We start from the raw sequence: 19,458 nt of genomic DNA on the forward strand, positions 1-19,458 counted from the left end.
GTTCATCGGCAAGACCGGCGAGGGCCTCAACTACAACTGGCCCTATCCGATCGGCAGCGTGATCAAGCCGCAGGTGACCAACGTCATCACCACCGAGGTCGGCTTCCGCACGATCGAATCCGTGCGCGCCTCGCGGCAGTCCGACGTGATCGAAGAGAGCCTGATGCTCACGGGCGACGAGAACATCGTCGACATCGACGTGATCGTGCAGTGGCAGATCGATCCGGCGGCGCCGGAAAACTACGTCTTCAACATCCAGGACCCGCCGGGCACGGTGAAGGCCGTCGCCGAGAGCGCGATGCGCGAGATCATCGGCCGGCGCAACATCCAGCCCGTGCTGACGACCGATCGCGCCGCGATCGAGACCGAGGTGCGCCAGCTGATGCAGGACACGCTGAACGGCTACAATGCCGGCGTGCAGATCCGCCTCGTGCAGCTGCAGAAGGTCGATCCGCCGCAGCAGGTCATCGACGCGTTCCGCGACGTTCAGGCGGCACGTGCCGACCAGGAGCGCCTGCGCAACGAGGCCGAGACCTATGCCAATCGCGTCGTGCCGGAATCGCGCGGTCGCGCGGCCCAGCTGATCCAGTCGGCGGAAGCTTTCAAGGAGCAGACCGTGGCCGAGGCGCTCGGCCAGGCGAGCCGCTTCAACGCGGTCTATGAGCAGTACAAGCTGGCGCCGGCGGTGACGCGCGAGCGCCTCTTCCTCGAGACGATGGAGCGCGTGCTCGGCGGCACCGACAAGATCATCCTCGACGGCTCGGCGAGCGGGCAGGGCGTCGTGCCCTATCTGCCGCTCGACCAACTGCAGCAAAGGCGCCCGGCCGCGGGCGCCGCCCAGACGGGAGCTGTCCGATGAACGGTGGCATCATCCGCATCGGCGTGCTCGTCGTCCTCGGCATCGCCGCGATCGTCTTCTACGCGATGACCTTCGTGGTCCAGCAGACGCAATCGGCCCTGGTGCTGCGCTTCGGCGCGGTGCGCAGCGTCGTCACCGCGCCCGGCCTCTACTTCAAGCTGCCGGCGCCGTTCGAACAGGTCACTCTGCTCGACAACCGAATCCTCGACCTCGACCTGCCGGCGCAGGAAATCATCGCCTCGGACCAGAAGCGTCTCGTCGTCGATGCCTTCACGCGCTACCGCATCTCCGATCCGCTGCGCTTCTATCAGGCGGTCAACAACATCCCGCGCGCGAACTCGCAGCTCGCCTCGATCGTGAACGGTACCGTTCGATCGGTGTTGGCCGAGGCCAGCTTCATCTCGATGGTCCGCAACGACCGGGCGCGGCTGATGAACCGCATCCGCGACGAGGTGAACCGCGAGGCTGCGCGCTTCGGCATGACGGTGGTCGATGTCCGGCTGCGCCGCGTCGATCTGCCGGCCGCCAACTCGGCCGCGGTGTTCCAGCGGATGCAGACGGAGCGTCAGCGCGAGGCCGCGGAGGCGCGTGCGCTCGGTGCCCAGCAGGCCCAGGAGATCCGGGCCCGTGCGGACAGGGATTCGACCGTGATCGTGGCCGAAGCCCAGCGCCGTTCCGACGAGATCCGCGGCCAGGGCGAAGGCGAGCGCAACCGCGTCTTCGCCGAGGCCTTCGGGCAGGACCAGGAGTTCTTCGCCTTCTACCGCTCGATGCAGGCCTATGAAGCCAGCATCAAGGCGGGCGACACGCGGATGGTCCTGTCTCCGGATTCGCCGTTCTTCCGGTTCTTCAACGGTCCGAATGCGCCTCGCAACGACGCCCAGCCGACGCCGCCGCCAGCGGCACCGGCCCCGGTCCGTCCCTGATAACGGCCGGCGCCGCGCATGTGGGATTTCGTTGCGGCGCTGGGCCTCGTTTTCGCGATCGAGGGCATCCTGTTCGCAGCGGTGCCCCACCTCGCCAAGGAGGCGCTGCGAAGCGCCTCCGAGACGCCGCCGGAGATCATGCGGCTGATCGGCATCGGCTCGGCCGCGCTCGGCGTCCTGCTGGTCTGGTTCGTCCGCGGTTGAAGTCCGCCTGACCAGCCGCGACGCGGCGGCGTTCCTGCCGGTCGCATGATCGTGTGTCGACCTTCCGCCGCATTTCGCGGTTCAATTGAAGACAAGGCTCCCGTGCCGGGTGACTCGGCCGGATTTTCTTCACGAGGACACTGATGGCAACCAAACCCCTCTCGGCTACCGCAACCCTGGTGCCCGCCTCGCGGCGCATTGCGCTCGCCGCCGGTGTGGGCGTGCTTTCGCTGTTGGTTTCGCCCGTGCTCGCGCCCGCGCAGACGGCCTCTGCGCCGATCCTGCAGGGTCAGATGTCGCTGGCGGATCTGGCGGAGCGGGTCATGCCGGCGGTGGTCAACATCGCTGCCGTGACGACCAGCGAAACCCGCGGGCGGACGCTGCCGCAGATCCCGCAGCTCGGCCCGGACACGCCCTTCGGCGATCTGTTCGAGGAGTTCTTCAACCGTCGCGGCCAGGGCCAGCAGGGTCAGGGCCAGGGTCAGGCGCCGCAGCAGCGCCGTTCCCAGTCCGCCGGCTCGGGCTTCGTGATCGATGCGTCCGGCCTGGTCGTGACCAACAACCACGTCATCGGCGACGCCAACGAGATCACGGTGATCTTCAACAGCGGCCTGCGGCTCAAGGCGGAGGTCGTCGGCAAGGACGCCAAGGTCGATCTCGCGGTCCTGCGCGTGAAGCACGACAAGCCGCTGCCGGCGGTGAAGTTCGGCGATTCCGACAAGATGCGCATCGGCGACCCCGTGATGGCGATCGGCAATCCGTTCGGGCTGGGCGGCTCGGTCTCTTCGGGCATCGTCTCGGCCCGCAACCGCGATATCCAGCAGGGCCCCTACGACACCTACATCCAGACCGACGCAGCCATCAACAAGGGCAATTCGGGCGGGCCGCTGTTCAACATGGCCGGTGAGGTTATCGGCATCAACACGGCGATCCTGTCGCCGACGGGCGGCTCGGTCGGCATCGGCTTCGCGGTGCCGTCCTCGCTGGCGACCTCGATCGTCGACCAGCTCAAGGAGTTCGGCGAGACCCGCCGCGGCTGGCTCGGCGTGCGCATCCAGAGCGTCGACGACGCCACTGCCGAGGCGCTCGGGCTGGGCACGGCGCGCGGCGCGCTGGTCGCCGGCGTCGACGAGAAGGGTCCGGGCAAGCCCGCCGGCCTCGATGTCGGCGACGTGATCACCAAGTTCGACGGCAAGGAAGTCAAGGATTCGCGCGACCTGCCGCGCATCGTCGCCGCGACGCCGGTCGGCAAGGACGTGCCGGTCACGATCATGCGCAAGGGCAAGGAAGAGGTGAAGACGGTCAAGCTCGGCCGCCTCGAAGACGGCGAGAAGGTGCAGCCGGCCTCGGCTCGTACACCGTCCGAGCCGGCCAAGCCCGCTGTCACGGCCGCGCTCGGCCTCGAATTCTCGCCTCAGACCGAGGAGTTGCGCAAGCGCTACTCGATCAAGGAGGGCGTCAAGGGTGTCGTGGTCACCAAGGTCGATCCGAACTCGAACGCCGCCGACAAGCGCGTTCAAGTCGGCGAACTGGTCGTCGAGATCGGCCAGGAGCCGGTGAATTCGCCCGACGACGTGACCAAGCGCCTCGATGCGCTGAAGAAGGAGGGCAAGAAGTCGGCCCTGCTGCTGGTGTCCAACCCCCAGGGCGAGGTCCGCTTCGTCGCCGTTTCGATGAACTGAGCGACGCTTTCGTCGCTGTGATGCCGGGGCGGCCGTAAGGCCGCCCTTTTTCATGGGGCCGGCGTCGCCGTGATGGTGGGGATGACCGATCGGCATTGGTGCCGGCACGCCCGCGCTGGCAGGGTGGCCACACGCGTCCGGAGAGCCTGCGATGAAACTGAGCGACATTCCCTTCGTCACGACCGACTGGTCGACGGTCCCGACCGAGCACCATGCGGGGGATGTCGGCGAGGCGATCTGGCGCGTGCAGTTCTTCGGCCCGGCCGAGGACCGGATCCGGGTGCGGATGGTCGAGTACAGCCCCGGCTACGAGGCCGACCACTGGTGCTCCAAGGGCCACATCATCCTCTGCCTCGAGGGCTCGATGGAAACGACGCTGGAGGATGGGCGCGTCATGCCGCTCAAGGCTGGAATGAGCTATCAAGTCGCCGACGGCGCCGAGGCGCATCGCTCGCGGACCCGGACGGGGGCTAAGCTGTTCATCGTGGATTGAGTTCGATCGTCACCAGCTGTCATCCTGGACGGCCGAAGGCCGGCCGAGATCCATCGCAGACCGCCATTGAGCCCTCGGATGGATCCCGGCCTGCGCCGCTTCGCGGCTGGTCCAGGATGACGTGGCATGTGAGGGAAAGCGTAGCGCTTACGCCCGGACGATCTCGGCGCCCGTATAGCCCTGCGCGTAGAGCATTGCCGTCAGATCGGCGTGGTCCAGCCGCGCATGGGCGGCGGCGGCCACCGCCGGCTTGGCGCGGAAGGCGACGCCGAGGCCGGCTTCGCCCAGCATGGCGAGGTCGTTGGCGCCGTCGCCGACTGCCAGCGTCTGCGCCGGGGTGAGGCCGAGACGCGCGCGCAGCGCCAGCAGGGCATCGAGCTTGGCCTGTTTGCCGAGGATGGGGTCCGCGACTTCGCCGATCAGAACGCCGTCCTGCGCGAGCAGCGTGTTCGAGCGGTGCTCGTCGAAGCCGATGGTCGTGCCGATCGGCCCGGTGAAGACGGTGAAGCCGCCCGAGACCAGCGCGGTGTAGCCGCCCTGGCGGCGCATCGTCATGACGAGCTCGCGCCCGCCCGGCGTCAGCGTGATGCGCTCGCGGATGATCTCATCCACGACCGAGAGCGGCACGCCCTTGAGCAGGGCGACGCGTTCGCGCAGCGCCGGCTCGAAGGCGATCTCGCCGCGCATCGCCCGCTCGGTGATGCCGGAGACCTTCTCCTTCAGGCCGACATAGGCAGCCAGCTCGTCGATGCATTCCTGCCCGATCATGGTCGAATCCATGTCGGCGAGGAACAGCGCCTTGCGCCGCGTCGCGGCCGGCTGGACCATGATGTCGATCTGCGCCCCGTCGAGGACCGGCCGCAGATCGGCTTCGAGCTTGCGCGCATCAGCCGCTTCCGCGAAGAGGTCGGCCGCGATCTCGCCGTCGAGGCGCTGCGTGCGCAGTGCGCCGGGCAGGGCGGCGAGCCGCTTCAGCAGGCCCTCGTCGAGCAGGGCCTGTCCATGGGCGGAAACCAGTGTCGCGACGAGCATGTGAGGGGCCGGATCGGGTGACGAGGGCAGCGGAAAGGATCAGGGCCGTGCTCATCGCAGGTCCGACCGCGAGCGGCAAGTCGGCGCTGGCCATGGCGCTCGCGCGGGCGTTCGGCGGCGTGGTCGTCAACGCCGACTCGATGCAGATCTATCGCGATCTGCGAGTACTGACGGCCCGGCCGACTGCCGAAGAGGAATCGAGCGTCCCGCACCGCCTCTACGGCCATGTCGACGGGTCGGTGAACTACTCCGCGATGCGTTATGCGGCCGAGGTCGCGGCGCTGCTGGCGGAACTGCGCGAAAGCGGGCAGCTGCCGATCCTCGTCGGGGGGACCGGCCTCTACTTCAAGGCGCTGACGGAGGGCTTCTCGGCCATGCCTCCGGTTCCGGAAGCTGTGCGGGCGGCCTTCCGCGAGCGAGCCGATGGCGTCGCCACCGAGACGCTGCATGCCGAACTCGCCGGGCGCGATCCGGAGATGGCGGCGAGGCTGCGCCCCTCCGACCGGATGCGGATCATGCGGGCGATCGAGGTGCATCTGGCGACGGGGCGCTCGCTCGCAGCCTTCCAGGGTGCGCGCGAGCCGGGGCCGCTGGCGGGCCTCGATATCCTGCGCCTCTTCGTCAGCCCAGAGCGGGAGACAGTGCGGGCCGCGATCGACCGGCGCTTCGTGGCCATGATGGAGCAGGGAGCGCTCACCGAGGTCGAGCGCCTGAAGGCCCGCGGCCTCGACCCTCTGCTGCCGGTGATGCGAGCCCATGGCGTGCCGGGGCTGATCGCGCATCTCGACGGCGCGATGGCGCTGGACGAGGCGGTCGCGCGCGGCCAGGCCGATACGCGCGCCTATGCCAAGCGGCAGGTCACCTGGTTCCGCCACCAGATGGAGGGGTGGGAGGCCGTGGCGCCGGAAGCGGCGCTGGAGGTGGCGCTGCGTGCGCTTGCGCCCACCGCCCGAGGTCTCAGGCGGCGCTGACGAGATCGGGATCGGCGAGACGGATGCAACTGCGCCCGTCATGCTTGGCGCGGTAGAGCGCCCTGTCGGCGCGGGCGATCAGGTCGGACAAGGTCTCGCCGCGCTGACGACAGGCGATGCCGAGGCTCGCGGTGACCGGCAACGCGAGTGTTTCCGAGACGGGCAGGAGACGGGAGGCCAGTGCTTCCTGAATGCGCAGAGCGACGCGCAGTGCCGCCTCCAGATCGGCGCTGGGCAACAGCAGGGCGAATTCCTCGCCGCCGAAGCGGCCCACCAGATCGCGTTCCATGCGGACCTGGCCGAGCAGGAGATCGGCGAAGGCCCGGATCACCGCATCGCCCGCGAGATGGCCGTGGCAGTCATTCACGGCCTTGAAGTGATCGATGTCGACGATGATCAGGGAGACGTCGGTGCCGCCATCATCGCTGGCCTGGATCGCTCGCATGGCCTTTTCGGTGAAGGATCGGCGGTTGAGCAGCGCCGTCAGCGGGTCGGTCTCGGCCAGGCGGCGCAACTCCAGCTCGCGCTCGTCGCGGTGCCCCATCTCTTCCGACAGGGCGCGGCGCGTCGCGCGTTCGCGGCTGACCTCGAGGGCGAGCGTCGCGGCGCGGCTCTGCAGCGTCTGATTGGCGACGACGAGTTCGGAGATGTCGCTGATGGTCATCACCAGGCCATCGCCCAGCGGTGCGACCGCGATCTGAAGCCAGACGGTCCTGCCCCCGGCGCTCCACGAGGCCTCGATGCGGTCGGGCCGTCGCAATTCGAGCGCAAAGAGACAGCGCTGCCAGACCTGGGGATCCGCGAGGAAGGGCAGGGCGAGCCGGGCGTCGAGATCGAGGAGGTCGGCGTCCGCGCGTCCCGCGATCGCCGCCGCCTGGTGGTTGGCGGTGATGACGACCAGGCGGTCGAGCTGGCCGGCCGGATCGCGGAAGGCCCGCAGCGCGACGATGCCGGAGGGCGAGGTGTCGAGCACGGCCATGAGCAATTCCTCATGGAATTGCAGCGGACGGCTGAAGACGATGAGGCGGCGGCTGCCGTCCGCCGCCGTCGCCGGCATCAGCAGCCTCTCCCAGAGGCAGACGCGCACGCTCGCGAGCGACCGGTGCACCGTATAGGTGGCGCGGCCCTCGGCGAGGGCGCGGTCGCAGCAATCGATGGTAAAGGTCGCGACCCGCCCGGTCATGGCCGAGACGCGCTGACGCAGCCGGTCCGCGCCGACATAGCGGATGATCTCACGCCCGAAATGGCTGAAGGCGTAGTCGCCATCCCCGGTCGGGGTCAGCACCATCAGGTCGTCGCCGAATCGCGGCATGACCTCATCGCGAAAGCTCTCGAAGGAGACGCCCGACGCATCGCGCGCGCAGCGCTCGAAGCGCTGCAGCAACTGGCCGATCTCGGGCGCGTTGGCTCTCGCAGCGATATGGTCGGTATGGACTTCTTGGTACATGGCCTTCTCTCGGACCGGCTGACCGAACGCTACCAACCGGTGGTTGAGAAAGTGTTCCGCCGGGCCATCGCCTTTTTCGCAGCGCCGTCGTCCGGATGGGGCGCTGCGGAGGCGCTTGACCCGGCGCCCGCCCTCGTCTAGCGTCCCGCAACATCTGCAAAGGGTCGTGGCGCGATGCGCAAGCTTATTATCGTAGGGGTGCGCTGGTAGGGGCCGGTTCTCGCGAGAGCCGCGTCTTCCCGACGCCAGCGCACGTCCAGGCCCCTCGCGGGCCTTTTTTATTGCCCGCTTCCCGACCTCGTTGTCCACCGAACTGCCGCAGGAGACCGTTATGAGCGAGATGATGACCGGTGCCGAAATGGTCGTCCGCGCGCTTCAGGATCAGGGCGTCGAACATCTGTTCGGCTATCCCGGAGGCGCCGTGCTGCCGATCTATGACGCGCTGTTCCAGCAGGACAAGGTCAAGCACGTCCTCGTCCGCCACGAGCAGGGCGCCGTTCACGCGGCCGAGGGCTATGCGCGCTCGACGGCGGGCAAGGTCGGCTGCGTCCTCGTCACCTCCGGCCCCGGCGCGACGAACGCGGTCACCGGGCTGACCGACGCGCTGCTGGATTCGATCCCGCTCGTCGTCATCACCGGGCAGGTGCCGACGCATCTGATCGGCTCCGACGCCTTCCAGGAATGCGACACGGTCGGCATCACGCGCTCCTGCACCAAGCACAACTACCTGGTGAAGAGCATCGCGGACCTGCCCCGCATCCTGCACGAGGCGTTCTTCGTCGCGGCGAATGGCCGGCCCGGCCCGGTCGTCATCGACATCCCCAAGGACATCCAGTTCGCGAGCGGGCTCTACAGCCGGCCGCGCGACAACCAGCACAAGACCTACCGGCCGACCGTCAAGGGCGACCTCAACAAGATCAAGGCGGCGGTCGCGCTGATGGCGAGCGCCAAGAAGCCGGTGTTCTACACCGGCGGCGGCGTCATCAATGCCGGCCCGCACGCCTCCGCGCTGCTGCGGGAACTCGTGCGGCTGACCGGTTTCCCGGTGACCTCGACGCTGATGGGGCTCGGCGCTTATCCCGCCGCCGACAAGCAGTGGCTCGGCATGCTCGGCATGCACGGGACCTACGAGGCCAATCTCGCGATGCATGACTGCGACGTGATGATCAATATCGGCGCCCGCTTCGACGATCGGATCACCGGGCGGCTCGACGGCTTCTCGCCGCGCTCGCGGAAGATCCATATCGACATCGACCCATCCTCGATCAACAAGACCGTCAAGGTCGACATCGGCATCGTCGGCGACTGCGCCCATGTGCTCGAGGACATGGTCCGCGTCTGGCGCGAGACTTCGCCCCAGATCGACAAGACCGCGCTCACCGCCTGGTGGACGCAGATCGACGGCTGGCGGGCCCGCCAGAGCCTCGCCTACAAGCAGTCCGGATCGGTCATCAAGCCGCAATATGCGATCGAGCGGCTCTATGAGCTGACCAAGAACCGCGACACCTACATCACGACCGAGGTCGGCCAGCACCAGATGTGGGCGGCGCAGTATTACCGCTTCGAGGAGCCCAATCGCTGGATGACGTCGGGTGGTCTCGGGACGATGGGTTATGGCCTGCCGGCCGCCATCGGCGTGCAGATGAAGCATCCCAAGGCGCTGGTCATCGACATCGCGGGCGAGGCCTCGATCCTGATGAACATGCAGGAGATGTCCACCGCGGTGCAGTACCGCCTGCCGGTCAAGATCTTCATCCTGAACAACGAGTACATGGGCATGGTGCGCCAGTGGCAGGAGCTGCTGCATGGCGGGCGCTATTCCGAGAGCTATTCGGAATCCCTGCCCGATTTCGTGAAGCTGGCCGAGGCCTATGGCGGCCACGGCATCCGCTGCTCGGATCCGGACTCGCTGGACGATGCGATCATGGAGATGATCGAGACGCCCAAGCCGGTGATCTTCGATTGCCTCGTCGCCAAGCAGGAGAACTGCTTCCCGATGATCCCCTCGGGCAAGGCCCATAACGAGATGATCCTGCCCGATTTCGAGGGCGACACCGGCGAGATCATCGACGCCAAGGGCAAACAGCTGGTGTGACGGGCTGGTTTCTCTCAGCCCTCATCCTGAGGAGCGCCGCAGGCGCGTCTCGAAGGATGCTCCGGGTGGCTCGGGAGACATCTGGATCATCCTTTGGGACGCGGGCTTGCGCCCGCTCCTCAGGATGAGGGCTGAGGGGATATGACCATGACCATGATCGGCCTGATCGGCGGGATGAGCTGGGAATCGACGGCGGTCTATTACCGGCTGCTGAACGAGGGCGTGCGGGCGCGGAAGGGAGGGCTGCATTCGGCCGACATCCTGCTGCACTCGCTCGACTTCGCGCCGATCGCCGAGATGCAGGCGCAGGGCGATTGGGAGGGAGCTGGCGCCATGCTGGCCTCGAGCGCGCTGCGGTTGGAGCGGGCGGGAGCCGGCTGCATCGTCTTGTGCACCAACACCATGCACAAGGTGGCCGACAGGATCACCGCCGCGACGCGCGTCCCCTTCCTGCATCTGGCCGATGTCACCGCCAAGGCCGTGAAGCGCCAGGGCGTCCGCCGGCCGCTGCTGCTGGCGACGCGCTTCACGATGGAACAGCGCTTCTACCTCGGCCGGCTCGCGGCCTTCGGGGTCGAGGCCGTGGTCCCGGGCGATGTCGAGCGGGCCGAGATCCACCGCGTCATCTATGAGGAACTCTGTCGCGGCCGCATCGAGCCGGCCTCGAAGGCGCGCTATCTGGCGATCATCGCCGAGGCGGCGGGGCAGGGCGCCGACGGCGTGATCCTCGGCTGCACCGAGATCGGGCTGCTGATCGGGCAGGATGACATCGACCTGCCGGTCTTCGACACCACGGCGCTGCATGTCGAGGCCGCGCTCGACTTCGCGCTTTCGGCAGAAAGCCAGGCGGCATGAAACTCGTCATCGCCAACAAGAACCACTCCTCCTGGTCGCTGCGGCCCTGGCTGCTGCTGACGGAGTTCGGTATTCCCTTCGAGGAGGTGCTGATCCCCTTCGGCCAGACCTTCGACGATCCCGAATGGAAGCGGGTGATTTCGGGCTTCACCCCGGCGGGCAAGGTGCCGGCGCTGATCGACGGCGATATCCGGGTCTGGGAATCGCTGGCGATCCTGGATCATATCGCCGACACGCGACCGGATCTGGCGATCTGGCCGCGCGACCCGGCAGCGAAGGCGATGGCGCGCTCGATCTCGGCCGAGATGCATGCCGGCTTCCAGGCCCTGCGCGGCGCCTGCCCGATGAACCTCGCCTGGGTTCATCCCCCACGCGACCGCGGGCCGAAGGTCGCCGCCGACGTGGCGCGGATCGCCGCGATCTGGAACGAGGCGCGGGCGCGTTTCGGCGCCGGCGGGCCCTTCCTGTTCGGCGCCTTTTCGGCGGCCGACGCCATGTTCGCGCCGGTTACGGCGCGATTTTCGGGCTACGGCATCCGCCCCGACGATGTCTGCGGCGCCTATTGCGACGCCGTGCAGGCGACGAAGGGCTATGCGTCGTGGCGGATGGCCGCCTTCGCGGAGCCCTGGATCATTGCCGAGGACGAGGCCGACGAGCCGGTCCTCACCGACCACCGTTCCTTTCTCAGCCGCAGCCGGGTCTCTCCATGAACACGTCGTCGCATTACCCCAACGCCCCCGTCGCCCAGCCCATCGCCCGCCACACCCTGGCGGTGATCGTCGACAACGAGCCGGGCGTGCTGGCGCGCATCGCGGGCCTGTTTTCCGGCCGCGGCTACAACATCGAGAGCCTGACGGTGTCCGAGACCGAGCATGAGAAGCACCTCTCGCGCATCACCGTCGTGACCTCCGGGACTTCGGCGGTCATCGACCAGATCAAGGCCCATCTCGACCGGCTCGTGCCCGTCCATCGCGTCGTCGACCTGACGCTTCAGGGGGAGGCGCTGGAGCGCGAGCTTGCCCTGGTCAAGGTGGTCGGCAAAGGCGAGCACCGGGTCGAGGCGATGCGGCTGGCGGCAGCCTTCGGCGCACGCACGCTCGACGCCTCGCTGACCTCCTTCGTCTTCGAACTGACCGGCACGACCGAGGAGATCGAGCGCTTCATCAAGCTGATGACGGCGGTGGGGCTGACCGAGGTGTCGCGCACCGGCATTGCAGCGATGAGCCGCGGCCCAGAGGCGATGTAGAATGACTCCGGACCTGGTGGGCGCCGGATTATCGGGATCATGACCCTCGAACAGATTGCGCTCGGCCTCGGCCTCGCCGGCCTCGGCTGTTTCCTCTGGCCGATCCTGATGCGGGTCTCCGGCAAGGCGCCGACTGCCGCCCCCGGCAGCGGCGCAAGCCTGCGCTCGCCGCTCTGGTGGGCTGGTTTCGTGCTGACAGCGGCGGCGATCTTCCTGCAGCGTGTCGCGAGCCAGCAGGCGGGCGGAGGCTAGACCGGGATCAGGGCCTGCGCCGGCCCGGCGAAGCCGCTTGCGCGCCAACAAAGGCTGCGCTAGAGAGCCGAACCGTAACGTACGGTACGGTCTTTTTTACGGTCTTCCAGAGCGCATGACGACGACGCCCTCCCTGACAGAGACGGACGAGCCCACTGCGCGGCAGCAGGCCGTGCTCGAAGCCGTGCTGTCGCTGATGGTGGAGGAGGGGGACCAACTCACCATGACCGCGGTCGCCCGCCGGGCGAGCTGCTCGAAGGAGACGCTCTACAAATGGTTCGGCGACCGCGACGGGCTGTTGGCCGCGACGGTGCGCTGGCAGGCGGCGCGCGTCCGGGCCGGCCGCTACGACCGGCCGACGCTCGACATCGCGACGCTGCGCGACAGCCTGAAGGGCTTCGCCGAGACCTGGCTGACCGTCATCTCAAGTCCGACCTCGATTGCGCTGAACCGCCTGGCGATCGGCCACGCGGCCTCGCGCAAGAGCAATCTCGGCGGCATCGTGCTGGCAAATGGGCGCTTCGCCATCGGCGAGCGGTTGCGCCCGGTGCTCGAGGCCGGGCGCGAGGCGGGGCTTCTGGCGTTCGAGGATTCCGAGACGGCGTTTCGCAGCTTCTTCGGCCTCGTCGGCCGGGACGTGCAGATCCGCCTGCTGCTCGGCGACAGCCTGACCTTCGCTCCGGGCGAGATCGCGCGCGACGCCGCCCGGGCTACTGACCAGTTCCTGACCCTTTACGGACGGCCGACAACCGACCGGCGAGCCTGAAGAAACCACCCCTACGACCCAAGGAAGGACCACTCACATGCGCGTTTATTACGATCGTGATGCCGACATCAACCTGATCAAGGGCAAGAAGGTTTGCATCGTCGGCTACGGCTCCCAGGGCCATGCCCATGCGCTGAACCTGCGCGACTCCGGCGTCAAGGACGTCGTCATCGCGCTGAAGGCGGGCTCCGCCACCCGCAAGAAGGCCGAGGAGGCCGGCTTCACGGTGATGACCCCGTCCGAGGCCGCCAAGGTCTCCGACATCATGATGATGCTGACCCCTGACGAGTTGCAGGGCGACATCTATCGCGACGAGCTGCACGCCAACATGAAGGAGGGTGCGGCTTTGCTGTTCGCGCACGGCCTCAACGTGCATTTCAACCTGATCGAGCCGCGCAAGGACCTCGACGTGCTGATGGTCGCCCCCAAGGGCCCCGGCCACACGGTGCGTTCGGAATACCAGCGCGGCGGCGGCGTGCCGACGCTGATCGCGATCCATCAGGACGCGACCGGCAACGCCCATGACCTTGGCCTGTCCTACGCCTCGGCCAATGGCGGCGGCCGCGCCGGCATCATCGAGACGACCTTCAAGGAAGAGTGCGAGACCGATCTGTTCGGCGAGCAGGTCGTGCTCTGCGGCGGCCTGGTCGAGCTGATCAAGGCCGGCTACGAGACGCTGACCGAGGCGGGCTACGCGCCCGAGATGGCCTATTTCGAGTGCCTGCACGAGGTGAAGCTGATCGTCGATCTGATCTATGAGGGCGGCATCGCGAACATGAACTACTCGATCTCGAACACGGCCGAGTATGGCGAATACGTCACCGGCCCGCGCATCATCACGGCCGAGACCAAGGCCGAGATGAAGCGCGTGCTCACCGACATCCAGTCGGGCAAGTTCACCCGCGACTGGATGCTGGAGAACAAGGTCAACCAGACCTCGTTCAAGGCGACGCGCGCGCGGTACGCCGCCCATCCGATCGAGGAGGTCGGCGCCAAGCTCCGCGACATGATGCCCTGGATCAAGGCCAAGGCGCTGGTCGACAAAAGCAAGAACTGATCGGCTGGGCTCGGCGCTCTCGCGAGATAGCGCCTCCCGAGCTGATTCAAGTGTCTGCGAGATCGATTCAGATTCTTACAGCAAGTGTCTGATATCACAGCGTTTCGGCTTGCCGGAGCGGGGGCGGGTGCAGCGATGCGCCCGCCCTTTCTCATTCATCCTGTGTCGTTGTCTGCCTGTGTCGGAACCGGTGTGGCCAGCGTGCGTTCCCTCTCCGACGGATAAACGGGAGAGCGAGAGATGGGACCGGACAGGACTGAAGCCGTGCGACGGGTGCCGCAAGAGCGTGTCCATCAGCCCGAGGTCCGGGCTGCGTCGCATGAGCCTGCCGAGGACGGGCTGATCCTGACGGCCGTGATCGGCGGCTCGGTCCTGGCGCTCCTGTTCAACACCTTCATCGCCCTGATCCCGGGCTGAGCCGATCAGCGGAGAGACCGAAATGAACAGCAATGTCGAGCAACGCGCCAAGGCGCAGGGCGAAAACCTCTCCGGTGGCGATCCGGTGCCGCCGATGCGGGCGGATGATCACACCAATGCCAGCCCGGCGGTGGAAACGCCGGTCGAGGCGCGGCAGGGCTTCCTCGGTCCGCGCGTGCTGATGGTGCTGGTCGGCGGTCTCGTGCTGGCGGTGGTCGCCTGGTTCGCCGTCGAGTGGATCGCCTGACGTTGCGGGTGGCACTGAAGTCTTGAGGGCAGGTCAAGGTGCCGGGCAGTCCGGTCGCCGGCATGGAGGTCGCGATGACGATGTCCAAGGTTCTCCACGGCCCAGTTGCGGCCCTCGTCGGGCTAATCCTCTGCATGGCCCTTCTGGCCGCAGTCATCCTCGGCATGGCGTGAGGTCGATCCGGTTGCGCCGGGGTTAGCGCCAGAGCAGGCCCTGCTTGGCCATTTCGGCCAGGGTGCCGCCGCCATAAATCAGGCTGAACCCCCAGGCGAGCGACGCCAGCCAGTTGGCGATCTGGAACGGCCAGAACGGCATTTTGACGATACCCGCGACGATCGCGACCACAGCCCTCAGCGGCCCGAAGAAGTGGCCGATCAGGATGCTGGCGACGCCCCATTTCTCGAAAAAGACATGTCCGCGCTGGAGCATCTGCGGATTGTTGCGGAAGGGCCAGTAGTCGTCGACGCGCGGTCCCAGCACCAAGCCGGCCCAATAGGAAATCCAGAAGCCGAAGCCGGCGCCCATCGAGGCGGCGAGTGCCAGCGGCCCGAGAGCGAGTCCCGATGCGCCGGCGACGGCGCCGAAGGCGGTGAAGAACACCGTCGCGGGCACGAGCCAAGACAGCAGCGCGACGCATTCGCAAAACGCGATCAGGAAGACGATCGGGATCGCCCATTCCTGATTGGCACGCATAAAGTCGACGAGTGCCGCCATCCACAGTTCGAGTTGGGCCATGTCCGTTCCGGGATGCGGGTTGAAGGGCCCGCGGCTTATCGCTGCGGCGCTGCCGCAGCGCAACCGGTTTTCGGCGAAGGGCGGCCCGGTTCGTCGGGTACGTGCGTCGCAGGGTTTGCCTTCGCCGAACCTTCGCCTAATCTGCCCCCGAACGGGATTCACGGGTCGCGGCGGCGCCGACAAGAGCGCCCGGCACCGACGAGGAAACGGACTTCATGGCGTTGCCAGATCACCCGCACGCGTCGGCGGGAGCTTCCGCATTGTCTCAGCCCGCGGCAGCGCCAGCGGTCGCGCTGGGCGGGCTCGACATTACCTTTCATCTCGAAGGCGGCCAGCGCTATCAGGCGGTGACGGGGATCGACCTCTCGGTCACGGCGGGTGAGTTCGTCTCGGTCGTCGGACCGACGGGGTGCGGAAAATCGACGCTCCTCAATGCGGCGGCGGGGCTGCTGACGCCCTCGTCCGGCACGGTAACCATCTTCGGCGAAGCGCTCTCCGGCCTGAACCGCCGGGCCGGCTATCTCTTCCAGGCCGACGCGCTGATGCCGTGGAAGACGGCGCTCGACAACGTGAAGGTCGCGCTCGAGCCGATGGGCGTGTCGGACGCCGAGGCCGACAAGCGCGCGCGGGACTGGCTGGCGCGGGTGGGCTTGCGCGCCTTCGTCGACCGCTACCCTCACATGCTCTCGGGCGGGCAGCGCAAGCGGGTGGCGCTGGCGCAGGTCCTGATCCGCAATCCCGAGATCCTGCTGATGGACTAGCCCGTCGGTCATCTCGATGCGCAGACGCGTCAGATCATGGGCAATCTCCTACTCGATCTCTGGTCGCGCCACCGCAAGGCCCTGATCTTCGTCACCCATGACCTGGAGGAGGCGATCGCGCTGTCGGACCGCGTCGTGGTGATGTCGGCGGGGCCTGCGGCCGGCATCGTCGCCGATTATCGCGTGAGCCTGCCACGCCCGCGCGACATTGCCGAGATCAGGCTGGAAAAGGCCTTCCACGAGATCCACCGCGACATCTGGGCGTCGCTTCGGGTCGAGGTGCAGAAAGCCTATGCGATGGGCGAGGGCAAGGAACTGCTCGAGGGAGCGACGCCATGAAGCGCGCCAAGCTTCTGTTCCTGCAGGCGATGGTCATGGTCGTCGCGCTGCTGATCTGGCATGTCGTTACCGCCTATCCGATCATGGGCGAGGTCAAGACGATCCAGTTCTTCTTCTCGACGCCGGCGGCCGTGATCGCCCGGACCTGGAACCAGCTGACTGGAACCGAGATCTACTGGCATATCGGCATCACCCTGACGGAGACGGTGCTGGCCTTCGTCATCGGCTCGGCGGCGGGCATCTTCTTCGGCTTCGCCTTCGCCCGGCAGCAATTGCTGGCCGCGGTGTTCGACCCCTATATCAAAGCCGCCAATGCCCTGCCGCGCGTCGTGCTGGCGCCGATCTTCGCACTCTGGTTCGGGCTGGGCATCTGGTCCAAGGTCGCGCTCGGCTTCACGCTGGTATTCTTCATCGTCTTCTTCAACGTCTATCAGGGCGTGCGCGAGGTTTCGCCGACGGTGCTGGCCAATGCCCGGATGCTCGGCATGAACGAACGCCAGCTCTTCCGCCACGTCTACTGGCCGTCCGCGCTGACCTGGATGTTCTCGTCGCTTCACACCTCGGTCGGCTTCGCGCTGATCGGCGCGGTAGTCGGCGAATATCTCGGCTCCTCGGCGGGGCTCGGCTACAAGATCCACGAAGCCGAGAGCGTCTTCGACGTCACGGGCGTGTTCTCGGGCATGCTGATCCTGATGATCTTCGTGATCGCGATCGATTCCCTCGTCACCATGGTCGAGAAGCGGCTTCTGGTCTGGCGGCCGGGTCAGAGTTCGACGACGGTGTGAGGGCAACCATCGCCACCGCCGTGATCGCGAGCGCAGCGAAGCAATCCACAACCGCCGCGCTCCACGTTGCTGGATGGCTTCGCTGCGTTCGCCATGACGTCGTTCTTGCTCGTCTAGCCGGACCTCGCCTATCCTCGCTCTCAACGCGCCCGCGAGAGGCGCCCACCCGACCAACCGGAGGAACACCCATGACGATTTCACGCCGCGCGGCGCTGGCCGCGCTCGCCCTGTCCACCGCGCTCGGCTTCGCTCCCCAGGGCGCCCTCGCACAGGCGGCCGAGAAGGCCGACGTCACCCTCGGCGTCGGTGGCAAGGCGCTGCTCTATTACCTGCCGCTGACGGTCGCCGAGCGGAAGGGTTTCTTCAAGGAGCAGGGGCTCAACGTCACGATCAATGATTTCGGCGGCGGCGCGAAGTCGCTGCAGGCGCTGGTCGGCGGCTCGGTCGACGTCGTCACCGGCGCCTATGAGCACACGATCCGCATGCAGGCCAAGGGGCAGGATGTGCGCGCCGTGGTCGAGCTCGGCCGCTTCCCCGGCATCACGATCGCCGTCCGCAAGGACCTCGCCGACAAGGTCAAATCTGCCGCCGATTTCAAGGGCCTCAAGATCGGCGTCACCGCGCCGGGCTCCTCGACGGCGCTGACGGCGCAATACGCCATGGTCAAGGCCGGGCTGAAGGCCAGCGATGCGCCCATCATCGGCGTCGGCGCCGGTGCCAGCGCGGTGGCGGCGATGAAGCAGAAGCAGGTCGACATCATCTCGCATCTCGATCCGGTGACGTCGAAGCTGGAGGCGGATGGCGATGTCGTCGCGCTGATCGACACCCGCACGGAGGCCGGCACCAATGCCCTCTTCGGCGGCTCGAACCCGGCCGCCGTGCTCTATCTCAAGGGCGATTTCGCCGAGAAGAACCCGGTGACGACGCAGAAGCTGGTCAACGCCTTCGTCAAGGCGCTGAAATGGCTGGAGACCGCCAAGCCCGAGGACGTTGCCGATCTCGTCCCGGCCGAGTATCACCTCGGCGACAAGCCGCTCTATCTGCGCTCGGTGCAGAACTCGCTCGAGAGCTATTCGCGCACCGGCATTTCGACGCCCGATGCGATGAAGAGCATGTATGACGCGCTCAAGCTGCTCGATCCGGAACTGGCGAAGTCCGACGTGGATCTGACCAAGACCTTCATCGACAGCTTTGCGAAGAAGGCGGCCCTCGGCAGCTGAGCCCGACGCCCGGGCGACCACAGGGGTACGGGGTCACCCATCACCTCTTTGCATTGGTTTTGGACGCGGCAGCCGTTAGGTTGCCGCGTCTTTTTTGATCCATCCGCGGACCCGCATCCCTTCCCATGAACATCCTCTCGATTCAGTCGCATGTCGCCTATGGCCATGTCGGCAACGCCTCCGCCGTCTTCCCGATGCAGCGCCTGGGCGTCGAGGTCTGGCCGATCCATACCGTGCAGTTCTCGAACCACACCGGCTATGGCGCCTGGAAGGGCCGCGTCTTCGATGGCGGGATGATCGATGAGGTGATGGAGGGCATCGCCGAGCGCGGCGTGCTGCCGTCCTGCACCGGCGTGCTCTCGGGCTATATGGGCTCGGCCGATATCGGCCATGCCATCCTCTCGGCAGTCGAGCGCGTCCGGGCGGCCAATCCGAAGGCCGTCTATTGCTGCGACCCGGTGATGGGCGATGTCGGGCGCGGCGTCTTCGTGCGTCCGGGCATTCCGGAGTTCATGCGGGAGCAGGCGGTGCCTGCGGCCGACATCGTCACGCCCAACCAGTTCGAGCTCGAACTGCTGACCGATATCGAGATCCGCACGATCGCCGATGCGCATCGCGCGGTCGAGGCGCTGCGCGATGCCGGGCCGAAGGTCGTGCTCGTCACCTCGCTCGTCACCGACGAGACGCCCGCCGACTCGATCGACCTGATGGCGGCCGATGCGAAAGGCGCCTTCCGCATCCGCACGCCCAAGCTCGATGTCAGCGTCAACGGCGCGGGGGACGCGATCGCGGCGCTGTTCTTCGTGCATTACCTGCGCGAGGAATCCGCCGCCGCCGCATTGGCCAAGGCCGCAGCCTCGATCTACGGCCTGCTCAAGCGCACCAAGGAGGCGGGCTCCCGCGAGATTTTGACGGTGGCGGCGCAGGACGAGTTCGTGACGCCGACGCACCAGTTCGTGCCCGAGACGCTGTAGAGCGCCATGTGGCCTCCTTCCCTCAGCCCTCATCCTGAGGAGCGCCGCCAGGCGCGTCTCGAAGGATGGTCCAGGAGGCTCCGCACATCTCTGGA

The 19,458-nt window shown here is 67.2% G+C and carries 21 protein-coding genes and 1 pseudogene; 19 read left to right on the forward strand and 3 right to left on the reverse strand.

Features of this window, described 5'->3' with window-relative positions; genetic code table 11:
* The 5 genes from hflK to Q8M82_RS09125 form a co-directional block, all read left to right on the forward strand.
* A partial coding sequence (gene hflK, locus Q8M82_RS09105; protein ID WP_305691046.1) for an FtsH protease activity modulator HflK occupies positions 1-859 on the forward strand: 859 nt, incomplete at its 5' end.
* Positions 856-1,785, forward strand: a complete 930-nt coding sequence (gene hflC / locus Q8M82_RS09110) for a protease modulator HflC (protein WP_305691047.1) — start codon at positions 856-858, stop codon at positions 1,783-1,785. The genes hflK and hflC, both read left to right, overlap by 4 nt.
* Positions 1,786-1,803: 18 nt before the next feature.
* The gene (locus tag Q8M82_RS09115; RefSeq protein WP_305691048.1) at positions 1,804-1,989 is read left to right on the forward strand and encodes a DUF2065 domain-containing protein; all 186 of its coding nucleotides are present in this window, start codon (positions 1,804-1,806) and stop codon (positions 1,987-1,989) included.
* Between the two features lie 143 nt (positions 1,990-2,132).
* Positions 2,133-3,671, forward strand: a complete 1,539-nt coding sequence (locus Q8M82_RS09120) for a Do family serine endopeptidase (RefSeq protein WP_305691049.1) — start codon at positions 2,133-2,135, stop codon at positions 3,669-3,671.
* Between the two features lie 151 nt (positions 3,672-3,822).
* Positions 3,823-4,164, forward strand: coding sequence for a DHCW motif cupin fold protein (locus tag Q8M82_RS09125; RefSeq protein ID WP_305691050.1), 342 nt, complete (start codon positions 3,823-3,825; stop codon positions 4,162-4,164).
* Positions 4,165-4,311: 147 nt separating this feature from the next.
* Here the strand turns inward: Q8M82_RS09125 and serB are convergent, their stop codons facing one another.
* Positions 4,312-5,196 carry a phosphoserine phosphatase SerB gene (gene serB, locus Q8M82_RS09130; protein ID WP_305691051.1) on the reverse strand — a complete coding sequence of 295 codons (885 nt, stop codon included), beginning with the start codon at positions 5,194-5,196 and terminating at the stop codon, positions 4,312-4,314.
* 92 nt (positions 5,197-5,288) lie between these two features.
* On the opposite strand from serB, the gene miaA reads away from it, so the two are divergent.
* A complete protein-coding gene (gene miaA / locus Q8M82_RS09135) occupies positions 5,289-6,167 on the forward strand; it encodes a tRNA (adenosine(37)-N6)-dimethylallyltransferase MiaA (protein WP_305691066.1) in 879 nt (292 codons plus the stop codon).
* Here the strand turns inward: miaA and Q8M82_RS09140 are convergent.
* Positions 6,154-7,614: a GGDEF domain-containing protein gene (locus tag Q8M82_RS09140; protein WP_305691052.1), complete on the reverse strand. Its 1,461-nt coding sequence runs from the start codon at positions 7,612-7,614 to the stop codon at positions 6,154-6,156. The genes miaA and Q8M82_RS09140 overlap by 14 nt on opposite strands.
* A gap of 331 nt (positions 7,615-7,945) precedes the next feature.
* On the opposite strand from Q8M82_RS09140, the gene Q8M82_RS09145 reads away from it, so the two are divergent.
* The 9 genes from Q8M82_RS09145 (at position 7,946) to Q8M82_RS09185 (ending at position 14,549) form a co-directional block, all read left to right on the forward strand.
* The gene (locus Q8M82_RS09145; RefSeq protein ID WP_305691053.1) at positions 7,946-9,709 is read left to right on the forward strand and encodes an acetolactate synthase 3 large subunit; all 1,764 of its coding nucleotides are present in this window, start codon (positions 7,946-7,948) and stop codon (positions 9,707-9,709) included.
* Positions 9,710-9,856: 147 nt separating this feature from the next.
* Positions 9,857-10,564: an aspartate/glutamate racemase family protein gene (locus tag Q8M82_RS09150; protein ID WP_305691054.1), complete on the forward strand. Its 708-nt coding sequence runs from the start codon at positions 9,857-9,859 to the stop codon at positions 10,562-10,564.
* On the forward strand, positions 10,561-11,274 hold the full coding sequence (locus Q8M82_RS09155; RefSeq protein ID WP_305691055.1) for a glutathione S-transferase family protein: 714 nt from the start codon (positions 10,561-10,563) through the stop codon (positions 11,272-11,274). The genes Q8M82_RS09150 and Q8M82_RS09155 overlap by 4 nt, the downstream gene beginning before the upstream one ends.
* The gene (ilvN, locus tag Q8M82_RS09160) at positions 11,271-11,810 is read left to right on the forward strand and encodes an acetolactate synthase small subunit (protein ID WP_305691056.1); all 540 of its coding nucleotides are present in this window, start codon (positions 11,271-11,273) and stop codon (positions 11,808-11,810) included. The genes Q8M82_RS09155 and ilvN overlap by 4 nt, the downstream gene beginning before the upstream one ends.
* Before the next feature lie 39 nt (positions 11,811-11,849).
* Positions 11,850-12,062 (forward strand): hypothetical protein, encoded by a 213-nt coding sequence (locus Q8M82_RS09165; protein ID WP_305691057.1) that lies wholly within the window; start codon positions 11,850-11,852, stop codon positions 12,060-12,062.
* 115 nt (positions 12,063-12,177) lie between these two features.
* Positions 12,178-12,828, forward strand: a complete 651-nt coding sequence (locus tag Q8M82_RS09170) for a TetR/AcrR family transcriptional regulator C-terminal domain-containing protein (protein ID WP_305691058.1) — start codon at positions 12,178-12,180, stop codon at positions 12,826-12,828.
* A gap of 37 nt (positions 12,829-12,865) precedes the next feature.
* Positions 12,866-13,885 carry a ketol-acid reductoisomerase gene (gene ilvC, locus Q8M82_RS09175; RefSeq protein ID WP_305691059.1) on the forward strand — a complete coding sequence of 340 codons (1,020 nt, stop codon included), beginning with the start codon at positions 12,866-12,868 and terminating at the stop codon, positions 13,883-13,885.
* A 240-nt stretch (positions 13,886-14,125) separates the two neighbouring features.
* Positions 14,126-14,302 carry a hypothetical protein gene (locus Q8M82_RS09180; protein WP_305691060.1) on the forward strand — a complete coding sequence of 59 codons (177 nt, stop codon included), beginning with the start codon at positions 14,126-14,128 and terminating at the stop codon, positions 14,300-14,302.
* 22 nt (positions 14,303-14,324) lie between these two features.
* Positions 14,325-14,549, forward strand: coding sequence for a hypothetical protein (locus Q8M82_RS09185; RefSeq protein ID WP_305691061.1), 225 nt, complete (start codon positions 14,325-14,327; stop codon positions 14,547-14,549).
* A 195-nt stretch (positions 14,550-14,744) separates the two neighbouring features.
* Here the strand turns inward: Q8M82_RS09185 and Q8M82_RS09190 are convergent, their stop codons facing one another.
* Positions 14,745-15,284 carry a DedA family protein gene (locus Q8M82_RS09190; RefSeq protein ID WP_305691062.1) on the reverse strand — a complete coding sequence of 180 codons (540 nt, stop codon included), beginning with the start codon at positions 15,282-15,284 and terminating at the stop codon, positions 14,745-14,747.
* Positions 15,285-15,499: 215 nt separating this feature from the next.
* On the opposite strand from Q8M82_RS09190, the pseudogene Q8M82_RS09195 reads away from it, so the two are divergent.
* The 4 genes and pseudogenes from Q8M82_RS09195 (at position 15,500) to pdxY (ending at position 19,363) form a co-directional block, all read left to right on the forward strand.
* Positions 15,500-16,384: pseudogene (locus Q8M82_RS09195) on the forward strand (ABC transporter ATP-binding protein).
* Entirely contained in the window at positions 16,381-17,169 is a 789-nt protein-coding gene (locus Q8M82_RS09200; RefSeq protein ID WP_305691063.1) for an ABC transporter permease, read from the forward strand. Before Q8M82_RS09195 ends, Q8M82_RS09200 begins: the two are co-directional and overlap by 4 nt.
* 194 nt (positions 17,170-17,363) lie before the next feature.
* A complete protein-coding gene (locus Q8M82_RS09205) occupies positions 17,364-18,389 on the forward strand; it encodes an ABC transporter substrate-binding protein (RefSeq protein WP_371126285.1) in 1,026 nt (341 codons plus the stop codon).
* A gap of 125 nt (positions 18,390-18,514) precedes the next feature.
* Positions 18,515-19,363, forward strand: a complete 849-nt coding sequence (pdxY, locus tag Q8M82_RS09210) for a pyridoxal kinase PdxY (RefSeq protein WP_305691065.1) — start codon at positions 18,515-18,517, stop codon at positions 19,361-19,363.
* Positions 19,364-19,458: the final 95 nt, after the last annotated feature.

It is taken from the genome of Allobosea sp., from assembly GCF_030694325.1.
In the GTDB taxonomy this organism is placed as follows: Bacteria; Pseudomonadota; Alphaproteobacteria; order Rhizobiales; family Beijerinckiaceae; genus Allobosea.